The sequence below is a fragment of the Sphingomonas guangdongensis genome, from assembly GCF_900199185.1.
Lineage (GTDB): Bacteria > Pseudomonadota > Alphaproteobacteria > Sphingomonadales > Sphingomonadaceae > Sphingomonas > Sphingomonas guangdongensis.
The window spans coordinates 437,383-453,650 of sequence record NZ_OBMI01000003.1 but is presented as its reverse complement, the minus strand read 5'-3'; the positions used below and the strand labels follow the sequence as shown (position 1 = coordinate 453,650).

18 protein-coding genes are annotated in these 16,268 nt (G+C 69.6%); 12 read left to right on the top strand and 6 right to left on the bottom strand.

The annotated features are described in order from the left end of the window. Positions 1 to 21 precede the first annotated feature (21 nt). The gene (locus CRO12_RS14235) at positions 22 to 903 is read left to right on the top strand and encodes an acyl-CoA thioesterase (RefSeq protein WP_097064716.1); all 882 of its coding nucleotides are present in this window, start codon (positions 22 to 24) and stop codon (positions 901 to 903) included. A 3-nt stretch (positions 904 to 906) separates the two neighbouring features. On the opposite strand, the gene CRO12_RS14230 is transcribed toward CRO12_RS14235, so the two are convergent. The 6 genes from CRO12_RS14230 to CRO12_RS14210 are packed head-to-tail and all read right to left on the bottom strand — an operon-like array spanning position 907 to position 6,440. Next, positions 907 to 2,040, bottom strand: coding sequence for an energy transducer TonB (locus CRO12_RS14230; protein ID WP_097064715.1), 1,134 nt, complete (start codon positions 2,038 to 2,040; stop codon positions 907 to 909). Between the two features lie 36 nt (positions 2,041 to 2,076). Then, positions 2,077 to 2,871, bottom strand: a complete 795-nt coding sequence (locus tag CRO12_RS14225; protein ID WP_097064714.1) for an SDR family NAD(P)-dependent oxidoreductase — start codon at positions 2,869 to 2,871, stop codon at positions 2,077 to 2,079. Beyond that, a complete protein-coding gene (locus tag CRO12_RS14220) occupies positions 2,868 to 3,869 on the bottom strand; it encodes a phosphotransferase family protein (protein ID WP_425443036.1) in 1,002 nt (333 codons plus the stop codon). The genes CRO12_RS14225 and CRO12_RS14220 overlap by 4 nt, the downstream gene beginning before the upstream one ends. A 47-nt stretch (positions 3,870 to 3,916) precedes the next feature. Further along, the gene (locus CRO12_RS14215; RefSeq protein WP_097064712.1) at positions 3,917 to 4,999 is read right to left on the bottom strand and encodes a Zn-dependent alcohol dehydrogenase; all 1,083 of its coding nucleotides are present in this window, start codon (positions 4,997 to 4,999) and stop codon (positions 3,917 to 3,919) included. Between the two features lie 8 nt (positions 5,000 to 5,007). Continuing rightward, the gene (locus CRO12_RS18055; protein ID WP_179641044.1) at positions 5,008 to 5,178 is read right to left on the bottom strand and encodes a hypothetical protein; all 171 of its coding nucleotides are present in this window, start codon (positions 5,176 to 5,178) and stop codon (positions 5,008 to 5,010) included. Between the two features lie 8 nt (positions 5,179 to 5,186). After that, entirely contained in the window at positions 5,187 to 6,440 is a 1,254-nt protein-coding gene (locus CRO12_RS14210) for an acyl-CoA dehydrogenase family protein (RefSeq protein WP_097064711.1), read from the bottom strand. A gap of 146 nt (positions 6,441 to 6,586) precedes the next feature. Between CRO12_RS14210 and CRO12_RS14205 the strand changes: the two genes are divergently transcribed. The 11 genes from CRO12_RS14205 (at position 6,587) to CRO12_RS14155 (ending at position 16,261) form a co-directional block, all read left to right on the top strand. Further along, positions 6,587 to 7,828 (top strand): TetR/AcrR family transcriptional regulator, encoded by a 1,242-nt coding sequence (locus tag CRO12_RS14205; protein WP_097064710.1) that lies wholly within the window; start codon positions 6,587 to 6,589, stop codon positions 7,826 to 7,828. After that, the gene (locus tag CRO12_RS14200; RefSeq protein ID WP_097064709.1) at positions 7,825 to 8,580 is read left to right on the top strand and encodes a thioesterase family protein; all 756 of its coding nucleotides are present in this window, start codon (positions 7,825 to 7,827) and stop codon (positions 8,578 to 8,580) included. Before CRO12_RS14205 ends, CRO12_RS14200 begins: the two co-directional genes overlap by 4 nt. A gap of 119 nt (positions 8,581 to 8,699) precedes the next feature. Next, the gene (locus CRO12_RS14195; RefSeq protein WP_179641043.1) at positions 8,700 to 9,203 is read left to right on the top strand and encodes an EF-hand domain-containing protein; all 504 of its coding nucleotides are present in this window, start codon (positions 8,700 to 8,702) and stop codon (positions 9,201 to 9,203) included. A 67-nt stretch (positions 9,204 to 9,270) separates the two neighbouring features. Further along, the gene (locus CRO12_RS14190; RefSeq protein ID WP_179641042.1) at positions 9,271 to 9,999 is read left to right on the top strand and encodes a response regulator; all 729 of its coding nucleotides are present in this window, start codon (positions 9,271 to 9,273) and stop codon (positions 9,997 to 9,999) included. Beyond that, complete coding sequence (locus tag CRO12_RS14185) at positions 9,999 to 11,357, top strand: sensor histidine kinase (RefSeq protein WP_097064707.1); 1,359 nt, start codon at positions 9,999 to 10,001, stop codon at positions 11,355 to 11,357. The genes CRO12_RS14190 and CRO12_RS14185 overlap by 1 nt, the downstream gene beginning before the upstream one ends. Positions 11,358 to 11,408: 51 nt before the next feature. Beyond that, a complete protein-coding gene (locus CRO12_RS14180; protein WP_097064706.1) occupies positions 11,409 to 11,591 on the top strand; it encodes a hypothetical protein in 183 nt (60 codons plus the stop codon). An 11-nt stretch (positions 11,592 to 11,602) separates the two neighbouring features. Then, a complete protein-coding gene (locus CRO12_RS14175; RefSeq protein WP_097064705.1) occupies positions 11,603 to 12,316 on the top strand; it encodes an endonuclease/exonuclease/phosphatase family protein in 714 nt (237 codons plus the stop codon). 6 nt (positions 12,317 to 12,322) lie between these two features. After that, positions 12,323 to 14,605, top strand: a complete 2,283-nt coding sequence (locus CRO12_RS14170; protein WP_097064704.1) for a patatin-like protein — start codon at positions 12,323 to 12,325, stop codon at positions 14,603 to 14,605. Positions 14,606 to 14,651: 46 nt separating this feature from the next. Continuing rightward, positions 14,652 to 15,014, top strand: a complete 363-nt coding sequence (locus CRO12_RS14165; protein WP_097064703.1) for a lipopolysaccharide assembly protein LapA domain-containing protein — start codon at positions 14,652 to 14,654, stop codon at positions 15,012 to 15,014. Further along, positions 15,011 to 15,685 carry an orotidine-5'-phosphate decarboxylase gene (gene pyrF, locus CRO12_RS14160; RefSeq protein ID WP_097064702.1) on the top strand — a complete coding sequence of 225 codons (675 nt, stop codon included), beginning with the start codon at positions 15,011 to 15,013 and terminating at the stop codon, positions 15,683 to 15,685. The genes CRO12_RS14165 and pyrF overlap by 4 nt, the downstream gene beginning before the upstream one ends. Before the next feature lie 60 nt (positions 15,686 to 15,745). After that, on the top strand, positions 15,746 to 16,261 hold the full coding sequence (locus CRO12_RS14155; protein ID WP_097064701.1) for a GNAT family N-acetyltransferase: 516 nt from the start codon (positions 15,746 to 15,748) through the stop codon (positions 16,259 to 16,261). Positions 16,262 to 16,268: the final 7 nt, after the last annotated feature.

The following is a 16,268-nucleotide window of genomic DNA, read 5'->3' as shown; positions in this document are numbered from 1 at the left end:
GGCGGGGGCCACAGGCGCCCCATGGCACATTACCCGGACCGCACGCCTGACGAACTGGTTGCCGAGCTCGTCGCGCTGCTCGACGTCGAGGCGATCGACACCGACCTGTATCGCGGCGCGCGCCAGCCGGGCGGGGTCGGCCGCGTCTTCGGCGGGCAGGTGATCGCGCAGGCGCTGCAGGCGGCGCAGCGTTCGGTCGAGGACGACAAGGTCGCACACTCGCTCCACGCCTATTTTATGCGCGCGGGGGAGGAGGAGCTGCCGATCATCTTCCGCGTGGTGCGCGACTTCGACGGGCGCAGCTTCGCGACGCGGCGCGTGATCGCAATGCAGCGCGGCCGACCGATCCTCAATATGGCAGCGTCGTTTCAGGTGCCGGAGGATGGCCTGCACCATCAGGACGCGATGCCCGACGTGCCGCCGCCTGAGGATCTGCTGTCCGAACGTGCGCTGCGCCAGCAGCAGGTCGACGAGCTGCCGGAAAAGCTCCGCCCCTTCCTGCTCCGCGCCCGTCCCATCGAACTGCGCCCCGTCTCGCCGCGGCTGCTGATGCACCCGGAACCGGCGGCGCCGGTGTGGCACAGCTGGTTTCGGGTGTGCGGCACGCTGCCCGATGATCCGGTCCTGCACCGCGCCGCGCTCAGCTACGCGTCCGACTTCGCGCTGCTCGGGACCGCGATGCTGCCGCACGGGGTGAGCTGGCTGACCGACCGCATCCAGACCGCGAGCCTCGACCACGCGGTGTGGCTGCATGAGCCGTTTCGCGCCGACGAATGGCTGCTCTACACGACCGACAGCCCCTGGTCCGGCCACGCCCGCGGCTTTAATCGCGGCCGCATCTTCACGCGCGACGGGCGACTGGTCGCGAGCACCGCGCAGGAAGGATTGATGCGGCGGCGCTAGCGGTCAGTCGACCGGCGCGTCGGTCCCGCGTCCCGGCAGCTTGAAGACGACTCGCTCGACGCAGCCGGTGGCGCCGGTCGCGCTCGGCGCGCGCCGTGCCTGCTGCACGATGCGTTGCGCCTCCGTGCCGAAGGCGGCGGCTGGTTCGCTCGCGAGGACGACGACGTTGCCGGTCTGGCCCCAGGGTGCGACATCGTAGCGGACCACGGCTACCCCTTCGATCGCGCGACGCCCGAACGGTGCGGGAAAGGTCATGCGGGGCGGTAGCGTCCAGTCTTCGTCCAGTGCCTCGCACGTAGAACCGGCCGGACGATAGCTGGCCAGCTCTGGAAGCGAGGGAGCCGCGACCGGCTCCGTCTGACGGCGGTGGTAGGGATAGGTGCAGCCGGTCCTGGCCGCCCCGGCGCGGAAGCGGGATTGCGCAACCGCCGACCGTCCTGCCGCATCAAGCGCCGGGTTGCCGTCGCTGGTCTCCGTTCGAACCCGAGTTGGGCGGCCATCGCGACCGATGTCGAACCCAACCATCGTCATCGACAGGGCGCCCGGCGCTTGCGGTATGCGCTCGAAATCGGGAAACGCGCGCAGCAGCATAACCGGTGGCCCGCCGGCATTGCACGTCGCGAGCTCATCGCGGATGCGCCGCTCGACCGCCTGCTCCCCGTAGCCACGCTGATGCGGCAGTGAATAGTAGCGGTGTATCAGCGCGATGGGCGCTTGCTCGACGGGCACGGCGACGACCTCGAACTGGACGTTGCAGCGGGTACGGGGGAACCCTGGGGCGAAGCGGGCGGCGGCGACGGCCGGTTGCAGGTCGTCCGTTGCGATGAAGGGCGTGGGCTGCGGTCGGGTGGCAGGCCTGATCGAACGGGTCCGACCGTCCGCGCCGATGTCGAACTCGATCGCGAACGGCGCGATCGTCGTCTCCGTTCGGACGGTGCCGAGCGCCGGTATCGGCCGGATCGGCGCGGTTGCGGCAACCTCCTGCCCGGCGCACCGCACCGGTCCGGCACGGAAATCGATAAGCGACGGGCCGATCGACGGGGGTGACGTGCCTATCGGCGGCGGGACCGGCGGTGCCGGTGGGGTGTGAGGAACTTGAACAACGGCCGCCTGGGCCATCAGCAGCAGCGCGATCATGAGCGAGCTATGCGCTCATGAGATGACGCGCTCAAGTCACACCGTGGTCTTGCCGTACTCCTGGCGCGTGATCGGATGGCTCGACGATAGCCCGCCGTCGACGACGATCGCCTGGCCGTTGACGTAGCTCGCGGCGTCGGATGCGAGAAAGGTGACGACTTCCGCCAGCTCTTCCGGCTGACCACCCCGGCGCAGGGGATTGAGGCGACCGAGCCGATCCGCCTTCCCGACCTCGCGCGCGTAATCGAAGGTCGGCCGGGTCATGCCGGTTTCCGTCAGACCCGGGCAGATCGCATTGACCCGGACGTTCGATCCCGACAGCTGCTGCGCGGCGACCTGCGCCAGATTGATCACCCCCGCCTTCGACGCCGAATAGGCAGGTGAACCCGCGCCCGAGCGCAGCCCCGCGACGCTCGCGGTCAGCACGATCGCACCGCCGCCCGCCTCGGCAACGCGCGGCGCGGCGTGCTTAATCGCGAGGAACGGCCCGAGGAGGTTGACGCGCAGCACCTCCGTGAACAGCGCCACATCGGTATCGAAGATGGTGGCGAGACCGCCCGAGATGCCGGCGTTCGCGACCATGACGTCGAGCCGCCCGGTCCAGGCGATCGCGTGATCCACCATCCGGACCACGTCGGCCTCGTGGCCCGCGTCGACCCGAAGCGGGCTGGCCGCCTCGCCGATCGCCGCGGCGGTCGCGGCCACTTCCTCGCTCACGTCGGCGCAGACGACCCGGGCTCCGTCCTGCGCGAACAGTTGCGCGGCGGCGCGGCCGATTCCCGACGCGGCGCCGGTGACGATCACCGTCCGGCCCGCAAAGCGCGCGGTCATGCGCCGGCGCGCTCCGCGAAGTACCACGCCGCGGCGGCGAGCGGTCCGACCCGCGCCGCGGTCGCCGCCGCCTGCGCGCTGGAGGCCGTGCCATCGACGATCCGCTTCTTCACACCCTGAACGATCCCGGTCAGGCGAAAGAGGTTGTAGGCGAAGTACCAGTCGAGGTCGGGAACGCCCGCGCGGCCGGTGCGCCCGCAGTAGCGCTCGACCATCTCGGCCATCGTCGGGATGCCGGTGTCCGCACCGTCGCAGCCAGCGATCCCCGCGCGACCCTCCGGCGGCGTCACCCAGTTCATAAGAAAGTAGCTGAAGTCGGCGAGCGGATCGCCGAGCGTGGAGAGCTCCCAGTCGAGCACCGCGATGACCTGCGGCCGGTCGGGCGCGAAGATCAGGTTGTCGATCCGGTAGTCGCCGTGGACGATGCTGGTGCGCTCCTGCGGCGGCAACGTCGCGGGCAAGAAGGCGATCAGCCGCTCGACCTCGGGCATATGCTCGGTCTCCGACGCCCGGTACTGCTTGGTCCAGCGGGCGACCTGCCGCTCGAAGTAGTTGCCGGGCTTGCCATAGTCGCCGAGCCCCGCGGCGGCGGGATCAACGGCATGCAGGTCGGCGAGCGTGTCGCACATCGCGTTGTAGAGCGCTGTACGCTCGGCCGGCGACTGCTGCGGCAGCGTGCCGTTCCACAGATTGCGCCCGCCGGCATAGTCCATGACGTAGAACATCGCCCCGATCACAGCCGGGTCGGTGCAGAGGCCGAATGGTCGCGCGACCGGGAAGCCGGTCGGGTGAAGTCCGACGAGCAGCCGGTACTCGCGATCGACCGCGTGGGCGGACGGCAGCAGCGCGCCGAACGGTTTTCGGCGCAGCACATAGGCGCCTGACGGGCTGTCTAGGCGATACGTCGGGTTCGACTGCCCGCCCGCGAACTTGGCGTAGGTGAGCGGCCCCGTGAAGCCGGGCACGTTGGCGTGCATCCACGCAGTCAGCGCCGCCATGTCGAGCCGGTCCTTGTCGGCCACCTCCACCGTTTGCGGCACGTCGCTCACGCGAACACCACCACGCTGCGGGTTGCGTCGCCGCGGCGCAGCTCGTCGAAGGCGTGGTTGATCCGCTCGAGCGGCAGCCGTTCGCCGATGATGCTGTCGAGGTCGAGCAGCCCGCGCAGGTAGAAGTCGACTAGCCGCGGAATATCGACCGGGAATCGATTGCCGCCCATCAGGCCGCCCTGCAGCTTCTTGCCCGCGAGCAGGTCCATCGCCGACAGCCCGACCTGCTCCTTCAGCGGCATCATGCCGAGGATCGTCGCGGTACCGCCGCGGCGCAGCACCTTGACCGCGGTGGCGGCGGACTGCGGGCGGCCAACCGCCTCGATGGCGTGGTGGACGCCGCCGCGGGTGAGCTCCACCACCTCGTCGGCGGCGGTGTCGCTTAGCGCGTCAACGCTGTGGGTTGCGCCCAAGTGCTCAGCCAGGATGCGCTTTTCTGGCACCGGATCGATCGCGATGATCCTGCTGGCGCCAGCGATCCGGGCAGCGTTCACGGCAGCGAGGCCGATCCCGCCGCAGCCGACCACCGCCACCGTCTCGCCGGGTGACAGGTCGCAGCAGTGGAACACCGCTCCAGCCCCCGTCGTCACCGCGCACCCGATCAGCGCCGCGCGATCGAGCGGCATGTCGCGGTCGATTGCCACGCAGGCATGCTCGTGCACCAGCATCTGCTCGGCGAAGGCGGACAGGTTGAGCATCTGCGCGACGGGCTTGTCGCCGAGCATGAGGCGCGGCGCCACCGCCTTGCCGCGACGGGTGCCCGCGCCGAGGCACAGGTAGAGCCGGCCGGTGACACAGAACTCGCAGCTGCCGCAATAGACGCTGAGGCAGGTGACGACGTGGTCGCCGGCGCGGAGCGTCGTGACCTCACTGCCGACCGCCTCGACAACCCCCGCCGCCTCGTGGCCCGGAATGGTCGGCACGGGATGCGGATAGGCGCCGTCGACGAAGTGAAGGTCCGATCGGCAGACCCCGACCGCGGCGGTGCGGATCAGCACCTCGTGCGCGCGCGGCGTTGCGACGCTCACCTCCTCGATCTGGAGCGGCGTCTTGGCTTCGAACAGGACAGCTGCCCTCACCGTACCTCCTACAGATCAAAGCCGCCGTCAGTGATGCTGCTTGCAGCGAACAGCGCGAACGCGAGCAGTCCCCCTAATGCAAGCCGTTCCCGGGTCCGCTTTGTTCGCCCGAAGAACAGCGCTGCGCACCAGCAGAACAAGCCCGCAAGCACGAGGACAGGATTGAAGATGGGTCCCATCCGTTCGCCTACCGCGTCAGTTGGGGATCGGCATGTTTCCCGAACTCCGCCCGAGCGATCGCACGGTTATGGACCTCGTCGGGGCCGTCGGCGAAGCGCAGCGTGCGTATCGCGGCCCAGTCGTGCGCCAGGTGAAAGTCGTCGGACACACCGCCACCGCCGTGCGCCTGTACCGCATCGTCCAGGATCTGCAGCGCCATCGTCGGCGCTGCGACCTTGATCATGGCGATCTCCAGCTGCGCCGACTTGTTCCCCGCCTTGTCCATCATGTCGGCGGCTTTGAGGCAGAGCAGGCGCGTCATTTCGATGTCGATCCGCGCGCGGGCGATCCGCTGTTCCCAGATCGAATGGTCGGCGATCCGTTTGCCGAACGCGACGCGTGAGAGCAGCCGCTTCGCCATTGCCTCGATCGCGGACTCCGCGACCCCGATCGTGCGCATGCAATGATGGATGCGCCCGGGGCCCAACCGTCCCTGTGCGATCTCAAACCCGCGGCCTTCGCCCAGCAGCAGGTTCGCGGCAGGGACCCGCACGTCCGCCAGCACCACCTCGCCATGGCCGTGCGGCGCGTGGTCATAGCCGTAGACCGACAGCATCCGCTCGATCCGCACACCAGGTGTGTCGAGTGGCACCAGGATCATACTCTGTTGTGCGTGCTTGCGGGCGTCCGGATCGGTCTTCCCCATCACGATCGCGACCGCACAGCGCGGATCGCCCACCCCCGACGACCACCATTTGCGCCCATTGATAAGGTAGTCGTCGCCGTCGCGGACGATGCTGGTCTCGATGTTCGTCGCGTCGGACGAGGCAACGGCCGGCTCGGTCATCAGGAAGGCGGAGCGGATCGCCCCGTCCATCAGCGGGCGCAGCCAGCGTTCCTTCTGCTCGCGCGTGCCGTAGCGGTGGAGCACCTCCATGTTGCCGGTGTCAGGGGCGGAGCAGTTGAAGCACTCGCTCGCCCAGCCGATCCGCCCCATCTCCTCCGCGCAGAGCGCATATTCGAGGTTGCTGAGCTGCGTACCCTCGAACGCGAAGCTGTCGTCGACAGGGGTCTGGCCCGAGTGAGGCGGCATGAAGAAGTTCCACAGGCCGGCGGCGCGGGCGCGCTCCTTAACATCCTCAATCACCGGGAGCACCTTCCAGCGCTCTCCCACCCGCTGCTGCTGGTGATACTCGTGGTTGCGCGGGGCGATCTCGGCGGCGATGAAGGCGCGCACCCGGTCGCGGAAATAGGTCTCGCGCTCGTTCAGCGTGAAGTCCACTGAGGCACCTCTCCAACTCTCCTCCGCGCTGGTTAGGGCATACCGGTTTTTCGGTAAAGCGGTGAGTTCGCGCCTTTGTCCTTGTTGAGGCTGAGCCGGCGAAACCCACTTTGCCTTCGAAACGCCTGCCGCTACGATCGCGGGCGATGCCTGCCTCGTCTGACCCGACCGACCCCGCTTCCCGATCCACCAAGCGGTTCGCGGCCAAGCGTGACGCGATCCTGGCGGCCGCGGCGGAGGCGATCAACGACCAGAGCGCGAAGGGCATGACCTTTGCCGACGTGGCGAGCCGGGTCGGGCTCAACACCACCAGCGTCACCTATTACTTTCGGCGCAAGGAGGATCTCGCCTCCGCCTGCTTCGAGCATACGCTCGCCAGCCTTCAGGCGATGCTCGACGAGGCCATGATCGAGCCGACGCCGGAAGCGCGCGTCGCCCGCTACCTCCGGATCAACTTCGACCGGCTGGCGCGCATTCAGCGCGGCGAGGAGACCGCCTTTGCCGTTCTGTCCGACCTGCGCGCGATGGAGGAGCCGTTCCGCGGCAAGCTGATGGCCGGGTGGCAGCGCGTGTTCCGCAATACGCGCCTGTTATGGGGCGACCCGGCCGAGCGTGCGGCCAAGGACCTGAACGGTGCCCGCGCCCATGTGCTTCTGGAGAACACCTTCTGGCTCTCCGCCTGGCTGACCCGCTACGAGCTCGACGAGTACCCGCGCGTCGAGGCGCGGCTGATGGACGTGTTCCGCGGCGGCCTGGCGGCGCCCGGCGCGCGCTGGGCGCCGCACCTGCTGACGCTCGACGATGATGAGCGCGAACCCGGCCGCGCCGCCTTCCTGCGTGCGGCGACCACCCTGATCAACCAGCTCGGTTACCGCGGCGCCTCCGTCCAGAAGATCGCGCGTGAGCTGAACGTTACCAAGGGCAGCTTCTACCACCATCTCGACGCCAAGGACGAGCTGGTCGCCGAATGCTACCGCCGGAGCTTCGACATCATCGCCGATGCCCAGGCGCGCGCGCACGACGGCTCGGGCAGCGTGTGGCAGATGCTGTCGGACGTTGTCGCGACCCTGCTCGACGTCCAGTTCTCCGAACGCGGGCCGCTGCTGCGGACGACGGCGCTCTCCGGCCTCCCGGCGGGCGAGCGGGAAGTGATGATCGACCGCTCAAACCGGATCGCGCGGCGCTTCGCCGGGATGATCGCCGACGGCATCGCGGAAGGATCGGTGCACGCGGTCGACCCGCTGGTCGCCAGCCAGGCGCTGATGGCGCTCCAGAACGCGGCATTCGACATGCGAAAATGGGCCGGCACCATGCCGCGCGAGCGCGCGGTCGCCTTCTACGCCTCGACCGTGATGTTCGGGCTGTTCGACGCGCGCGTGCTCGCGTGACGTCGGTTGCCGGATTCCTTGCCGCAGCCGTTCAGGACGATCACGGCTGGTCGGCGACGATCCCCGCCGACTGGCTGCAGGGCCGCACCGCCTTCGGTGGGCTCTCCACGGCGCTGGCACTTCAGGTCGCCAAGGCGTCGGAGGCCGATCTGCCGCCGCTCCGATCCGCGCTGGTCGCCTTCGTCGGGCCGCTCGCGGGCGTGGTCAAGGCGCGCGCGCGGCGGCTGCGGCGGGGGCGCAATGCCGCCTTCGTGGAAGTGGAGATCAGCAGCGAGGCGGGGCTCGGCTATCGCGCGACCTTCGTCTTCATGGCCGATCTCGGCGGCAACCTCGCCCACGACACACTCCCTCCGGCAACCGACCCGCTGCCGATCGAGACCGGCCACGGTCCTGACGGGCACTTCACCCGCAACCTGGAGTTCGGACCGTCGGCGCCGATGGCGGCAGGTTGGCGCCGCTGGGTGCGGCTGAACGAGTGGCGGGGACTCGACGCCGAGGTCGCGGTGATGACGATCGCCGACGCGCTGCCGCCCGCCGCCTTCCGGCTCAATCGCGGTGCCAGCGCGATGTCGTCGCTGACCTGGATGGTCAATCTGCTCCACCCCGCTCCGACGACGCACGACGGTTGGTGGCTGATGGAGACGCGAACCGAGCGGGCGGTCGCCGGGCACAGCAGCCAGCACATGACGCTGTGGAACGCCGGCGGCGTCCCCGTCGTCCACGCCATGCAGGCGGTCGCGATCTTTGGTTGAAGCGCTGCGACACTTCGCGACAAAGTAAAGGCTCCCGCGACATAGCGTCGCGACCGTCCGCGGCGACACAGGTCGTCGGGGTGGGCGCATTGCCCGCCGTATCGACGGAGATGACGACCATGAAGTACCTCTTGGCAGCCGCAGTTGCGATCGGCACCATTGTTGGCGGCGTTGCCGCCACGGCACAGCAAACCTCCCCCCGGGTACGAGCCGATGCCAACGGCGACGGAGCCGTCAGCCGTGCCGAGTTCGTGGCGCGCGCCGAAGCTCGGTTTGCGCGGATCGACACCGATCGGAACGGCTCGCTGTCCCGCGACGAGCGGCGGGCCGGGCGTCCGGATCGCGGCCGGCGCATGGCAGGCGCGCTCCAGCGACTGGACTCCGATGGCGACGGCAAGCTGAGCCGGGCCGAGTTCGCCACCGGCGCCGAGCGTCGCTGGCAACGGATGGGCGCGAGGCCCGACACGGCCGCGCCCGACCGCGCGTCCTTTGACCAGCGTACCGCCGCGCGCTTCTCGCGCCTCGATCGCAACAACGACGGCTTCCTTGAGCGGGCGGAGCTGGCAGCGATGCGCAACCGCGGTGACGCACCTGCGGCAACACCGGCGCCAAGTGGCAGCTGAGGCCCGAGCGCCGGGGCGGTTTCTCCGGTCCCGGCGCTGGTTCTACCACGATATTGAGGGTACCGCGATGGACATGTCCGCCGAGCAACCGCACCTCCTGCTGGTCGACGACGAGCGCTCGATCCGCGAGCCGCTCGCGCAGTATCTCACCAAGCAGGGCTTTCGCGTTACCCAGGTCGGGGATGCGGAGGCCGCCCGCACCCGCCTCACCGCCTATGCGATCGACCTCGTCATCCTCGACGTGATGATGCCGGGCGAGGACGGCCTGTCGCTGTGCCGGCACATCCGTGCGACCAGCGAGACCCCGGTCATCCTGCTCACCGCCAAGACGGAGGAGACCGACCGGATCGTCGGGCTGGAAATGGGCGCGGACGATTACGTCGTGAAGCCCTTCTCTCCCCGCGAGCTGGCGGCGCGGATCAAGGTGGTGCTGCGCCGCATGGCGGGGGGCGGCGCGCGTCAGCACGCTCCCGATAGCGGCAGCTTCGCGTTCGCCGGGTGGGTGCTGAAGACCGGCGAGCGCGCGCTGGTCGACCGGGAGGGCGTGTCCGTGCCGCTTTCCACGGGCGAGTACAACCTGCTGCTGGCGCTGGTCACTCGCCCGCGCCAGGTGCTGACCCGCGACCAGCTGCTCGATCTCACCCAGGGGCGTGAGGCAGCGGCGTTCGACCGCGCAATCGACAATCAGGTCAGCCGCCTGCGCAAGAAGGTGGAGGCGGACGTCCGCAACCCGACGCTGATCAAGACCGTATGGGGCGGCGGCTACACGCTGGCGGCCGAGGTAACCCGGCTCTGATGCGGCGGCGCTGGCCGACCAGCCTGCCGGGCCAGATCGCCCTGCTGGTCGCGATCGCGCTGTTCGTCGCGCAGGCAATCAACTTCGCCCTGCTGCTGCGTGAGCGGCGTCAGCTGCGCCTGGCGAGCGCCACCAACCCCGCGATCGTCCGGCTGATCGACGCGAGCGAGCGGCTCGACGCCGGACGAAACCTTCCCGCGGATCGCCCGCGCAACCGCGTCCGGTTGAGCCGGACTTCGCCGATCCCGGCCGGGCGGCCAGAGGTGCGCCAGGCGGAGGAGGCGATCCGCAGCGGGCTGAGCGACGCCGGACTACGCTTTTCACGAGTCGAAACGGCGTTGCAGCCGATGTCGCGCGATACGGCACGGCGCCGTTCGATGGTCGCTCGCGGGGTTCGCCGGCGTGAAGGCATGCAGGAACTGCTCGTGGCGGTCGAGCAGCCCGGGCGCGGCTGGCTGACGCTCAGCGTGCCCTGGGTGCGGGCCGATCGCGGCGTAGTGGCGCAGCTTATCGCCCAGACGCTGATCTTGTACGGCATCGTCCTGCTCGCCGTCTTCTGGATCGGCCACCGCATTGCCCGCCCGCTCCGCTCGCTGGCCGCCGCGGCGCGCGGCTTCCGACCCGGCAGCGATGCAGCGCCGGTCAGGGAGGAAGGACCGGAGGACGTCCGGTCGGTGATCGCCGCCTACAATGCGCTCGGCACCCGGGTGACCGCGATGCTGGACGAGAAGGACCGGATGCTGGGCGCGATCGGGCACGATCTTCGCACGCCGCTCGCCGCGCTCAGGGTGCGGATCGAATCGGTCGAGGACGAGGGCGACCGCGCCCGCATGGCCGACATCATCGACGAGATTGCGCGGACGCTGGAGGACATACTGTCGCTCGCTCGGCTCGGACGATCGAGCGAGCCGCCGGTCGAGGTCGACCTGGCGGCGCTGGTCGATGCGGTGGTGGACGACTTCCGCGACCTGGGCGCGGACGTGACGCTGGACGACGTCGCACGGCTGCCGGTTCGCTTGCGGCCGCTGCTGATGCGTCGCGCGGTCCGCAACCTCATCGAGAATGCGGTCAAGTACGCCGGTGCCGCCGAGGTGAGCGTGAGCGGAGCTGCGAACGGTGGCGCCCGCGTGGCCGTGCTCGATCGCGGGCCCGGGATCCCGGCCGACCGGCTCGACACGGTCTTCGACGCCTTTATCCGCGTCGAGACTTCCCGCAATCGCGGAACGGGTGGCATCGGGCTCGGTCTGGCGCTCGCGCGCGCGATCGTCGAGGAAGCCGGCGGAACGCTGACCCTCGCCAATCGGGAGGGCGGCGGGCTTGCCGCGGTCATGCTGCTGCCGCGCGGCACGCCCGCGTGAAACCACACGGCGGGCAATCCGTTCGACGCTTCACGTGGCGTGGAGTCTTGTATGATCAACCAACCGGTCCCGGTGAAAGGCGGCGGCGTGGCAACCGCCGAACAGGGTACCGTGATGCTCGACGGGCCAAACGGGCTTGCCGTCACCATGACTCCGGACTCGGCGGAGGCGACCGCCGCCAGCCTGGTCGCGGCCGCCAGAGAGGCACGTCGACAAACGCCCCCGCCCGGCTGATACTGCGTCGGATGAGCGACCCCGGCCGGCGGATCACCGTCGCGAGCTACAACATGCGAAAGGCGATCGGCACCGATCGTCGTCGCCGTCCCGAGCGGACGCTGGAGGTGCTGCGCGAGATCGACGCGGATGTGATCGCGCTCCAGGAGGCGGATCGACGATTCGGTGCGCGCGCGGGCGTCATTCCGCTCCACCTGCTGGAGGAACACTCGCCTTGGAAGGCGGTGCCGTTCGGCGTGCGGGCGCACAGCATGGGCTGGCACGGCAATGCGCTCCTGGTGCGCAAGGATGCGCTGATCGTCGATCGCGAGCCGATCCACCTTCCCGCGCTGGAGCCGCGCGGCGCGGTGATGGCCGACGTCCGCGTTCGTGGCATCATGCTGCGCGTGCTGGGTATGCACCTTGATCTGTCCGGGCTGTGGCGGCGGCGACAGGCGGGCGCAATCCTGCACCATGTCGCCTCCGCTGCCGACGCCTACCCGACCGTGATGATGGGCGATCTCAACGAGTGGAGCCGGCAGGGCGGCTGCCTGCGCGATTTCTGCCGCGACTTCACGAGTGCGGAGACCGGTCCCAGCTTTCACGCCCGTCGCCCGATTGCCCGGCTCGACCGCATCCTGGTGTCGCGCGAGTGCCGGATCGTCGCCTGCGGCGTTCACGCCAGCCTGGCCGCGCGCACCGCATCCGACCACCTGCCCGTCTGGGCGACGCTCGAGATTGGCTGAGCGGGCGTGCGCGACAAGGAACTGCGGTTGGCGCTCGTCTGCTACGGCGGGATCAGCTTGGCCGTCTACATGCACGGGATCACCGGAGAAATCTGGCGCCTCGCCCGCGCGTCCCGTGCGTTCCACGAGAGCGATCCGAGCACCGGCGGCACGGAGGCAGTATACGAACTGCTGCTCGGCGAGATTGCGGAAGCGAGCAACACCCGCGTGCGGGTGCTGGTCGACATCATCGCGGGCGCGAGCGCGGGCGGGATCAACGGCATCTTCCTGGCCCAGGCGATCGCGAGCGGCCAGTCGCTCGAGCCGCTGACCCGGCTGTGGCTCGACTATGCCGATATCGAGGCTTTGCTCTCCCCCGATGCGGCGCCGGACCGTTTTTCCAAGCTGTGGGCGACGCCGCTCGCGTGGCTGCTCGCCGACCGCGGCAACACCGACCCGTCGGTCGATGCCGACACCCGCGAGGAGGTCGGTCGCAAGCTGCGCCGGTTCGTACGCTCGCGCTGGTTCGAGCCGCCGTTCGGGGGCAAGCGGCTGACCCACATGGTCCTGGACGCGATCGATGCGATGGCGCGCGAGCCCTCGGGCGAGCGGCTGCTTCCGCCGGGCCAGCCGCTCGACCTTTTCGTGACGGTGACCGACTTCCGCGGCCATCCGGAGCGGCTGCGGCTCCACTCGCCAGATGAGGTGGTCGAGACCGAGCATCGCCTGATCTTTCCCTTTCGGGACGCGGGCGGCGGGCCGGCCAACATCGGCGAGCCGGTCGAGCTGGCGCTCGCCGCGCGCGCCACCTCCAGCTTCCCCGGTGCATTCCCGCCCGTCACCCTCGGCGAGATCGACGAGGTGGTGGCGGAACGCGGGACCACCTGGCCGACCCGCGACCCGTTTCTCGCCCGGGTGCTGCCGCGTCACGCGGCGATCAACGGGGCGCAGGACGCGGTGCTGATCGACGGATCGGTGCTCGCCAACGCGCCGTTCCGCCCGGCGCTGGATGCACTCCGCGATCGCCCCGCCAAGCGCCAGATCGACCGGCGCTTCGTCTACATCGATCCGGTCCCCGGCTACCACTTCAACCTGGGCGTCGCGAAAGCGGAGGCACCTGGATTTCTCCAGACCATCATCGGCGCGGTCTCCGAGCTGCCGCGTGCGCAGCCGATCCGTGACAATCTGGAGGCGATCGAGGCGCGCACCGAGCGGATCGAGCGGCTCCGCGCGATGCTGGCCGGGCTGCGCGACGAGGTGGAGGAGCACGTCGTCCGCCAGTTCGGCTACACCCTCTTCCTCGACTATCCGACACCGGCGCGCCTCTCCGCCTGGCGCCGCCGCGCGCAGATCGCCGCCGCACGCGACGCGGGCTTCGCCTATTCCGCCTACGCCCGCCTGAAGCTGGTAGATGTGGTGAGCGAGATCGTCCGCCTGCTCCAGCACGCCGTCGGGGAGAGCAACGCGGAGCACCGCCGCCGGCTCAACCGCTGCATCACGGACACGCTGGCACGGCAGGGCATCACCGCCGAGGCAGCGGCCGAGAAGTCGCCCAAGTCCGACATGATCGCGTTCCTGCGCGATCACGACCTGCCGTTCCGCATCCGGCGCCTGCGCCTGCTCGCACGACGATTGTCGGAGATGGACGAGGGCGTGAACGAGGCGGCGCTCGCACCGGCGCGGGAGGCGATCTACGCCTCGCTTGCCGACTATCTGGAGCTGCAGCGCCCCGACCGTCTGCACGACCTGCGTCCCGCCATCCGCGAGTTCGGCAACGACGCCGCCCCGCTGCTCGCGAGACTAGCGACCGCAACCGACCTGCCCGCGATCGATACGCAGGTCGACGCCCGCCTCTCCGCCGCCCTCTCGCAGCTGCCGCGCGAGCTTCGCCGGCCGCTGCTGCTGGCCTATCTGGGCTTTCCTTATTTCGACATCGCGACCTTGCCGGTGCTGCAGGGCGAGGGCCTGGACGAATTCGATCCGGTCAAGGTCGACCGCATCTCGCCCGACGACGCTACCGCGATCCGCGCCGGTGGCGCGGCGGCCACCCTCAAGGGCACGAAGTTCCACAATTTCGGGGCATTCTTCAGCCGCGCCTACCGTGAGAACGACTATCTTTGGGGACGGCTGCACGGTGCCGACCGGCTGATCGACGTCGTGGTGTCGACCATGCCGTCGGGCAGCCGGCTGAAGCCGGGCCGGGTCGCCGCGATCAAGCGGCTGGCCTTCCTCGCGATCCTTGATGCGGAGGAGGAACGGCTCACGGCCGTCTCGGGCCTGTTCGATCAGCTGCGCGCCGAGCTCGGCTGACCGGGCCGGGGTGGCCAAGGCCGCCCGAACTGCATAAGCTGCCCCCATGCAGTTCCTGAAGACCTTGCTGGTCGTGTTCACCGTGGCGCTCGCGGTGGGCTTCGCGTTCAACAACTGGGACGTGGTCTCGGTCCGCCTGTGGGGCGGGCTGCTGATCGACATCAACCTGCCGCTGCTGCTGCTGATCTGCTTCCTCGCCGGGCTGCTCCCGACCTATTTCTGGCATCAGGCGGTGCGCTGGCGATTGAAGCAGCGGCTGCAGTCGAGCGAGCGCGCGGTGCAGGACCTGCGCCTCGCCGTTGCCACCCCTCCCCCGACTCCATCGACCGGCACCGTGTGGCCCGCGGATGGCGCACCGTTGCCGCCGCCTTCGGCGGCGCCGCCGCTGATCGACGATCCCCGGCCGTGACGACGCGCGTCTACGTTGCACTCGACACGCCGGACCTCGCCCGCGCGAAGACGCTTGCGACCCGGGTTCGCCACCATGTCGGGGGCATCAAGCTGGGCCTGGAATTCTTCATGGCGAACGGTCGCGCCGGGGTGCGCGAGATGGCGGAGGTCGGCCTGCCGGTCTTCCTCGACCTCAAGTTCCACGACATTCCGAACACGGTCGCCAAGGCGATCCAGGCGCTGCGCCCGCTCGAACCCGCGATCCTGACCGTTCATGCCACCGGCGGTCGCGCGATGCTGGAGGACGCCAAGGCGGCAGCACCAGAGGGCACCAAGGTGGTCGCGGTGACGATGCTGACCAGCCTCGACGCGCAGGACCTGTCCTCCATCGGGCTGGCACCGGACCCGCACGAGCAGGTCGTCCGCCTGACCGAGCTCGCCCGGTCGGCGGGGATCGACGGCATCGTCTGCTCGGGCGAGGAGGTCGCCGCCGCGCGCAGGACGTGGCGGGATGGCTTCTTCGTGGTGCCGGGCGTGCGGCCGGCGAACGGCCACGTCGGCGATCAGAAGCGTGTGGTGACGCCGCGCGCGGCGCTCGACGCGGGCGCATCGATCCTGGTGATCGGGCGTCCGATCACCCAGGCCGACGATCCGGACGCCGCCGCCCGGGCGATCGAGGCGACGCTCTGATCGGGGCCCGCGGCGTCGTGCCCGGCTTGTTCCCCGCCTGACCTGCGCTATGTGAGGCGGGTGGACGACACCGAATACTGCATCCGCCTGGCTGAGGCGGAGGACCTGCCCGACCTCCACCTCGTGATTGAACGTGCGTACCGCGGCGAGGCGGCGCGCGGCGGCTGGACCCACGAGGCCGACCTGATCGAGGGCGCACGGATCGATCTTGCGACGCTGGAAACCATTCTCGAAGACGAGGCCGCGAGGCTGCTCGTCGTCGAAACGGAGGATCGGCTGATCGGCTGCGTTCAGGTCACGGATTTGAGTGATGACCGCGCGTACCTCGGGCTGCTCTGCGTCGATCCGGCGCATCAGGCGGCGGGGATCGGCCGGCTGCTCCTCGACGAGGGTGAGGCGCTGGCCGCCGCCAGCTTCGGCGCCGAGCGGATCGAGATGACGGTGATCGACGTCCGCACGGAACTGATCGCCTATTACGAGCGTCGCGGCTACCAACTCACTGGCGAGCGGCGCGCGTTCCCAATCCCGCTCGACCCGCCGCTCGAGATGGTGGTGCTGGAGAAAGCGCTCCGCTAGCCACGGC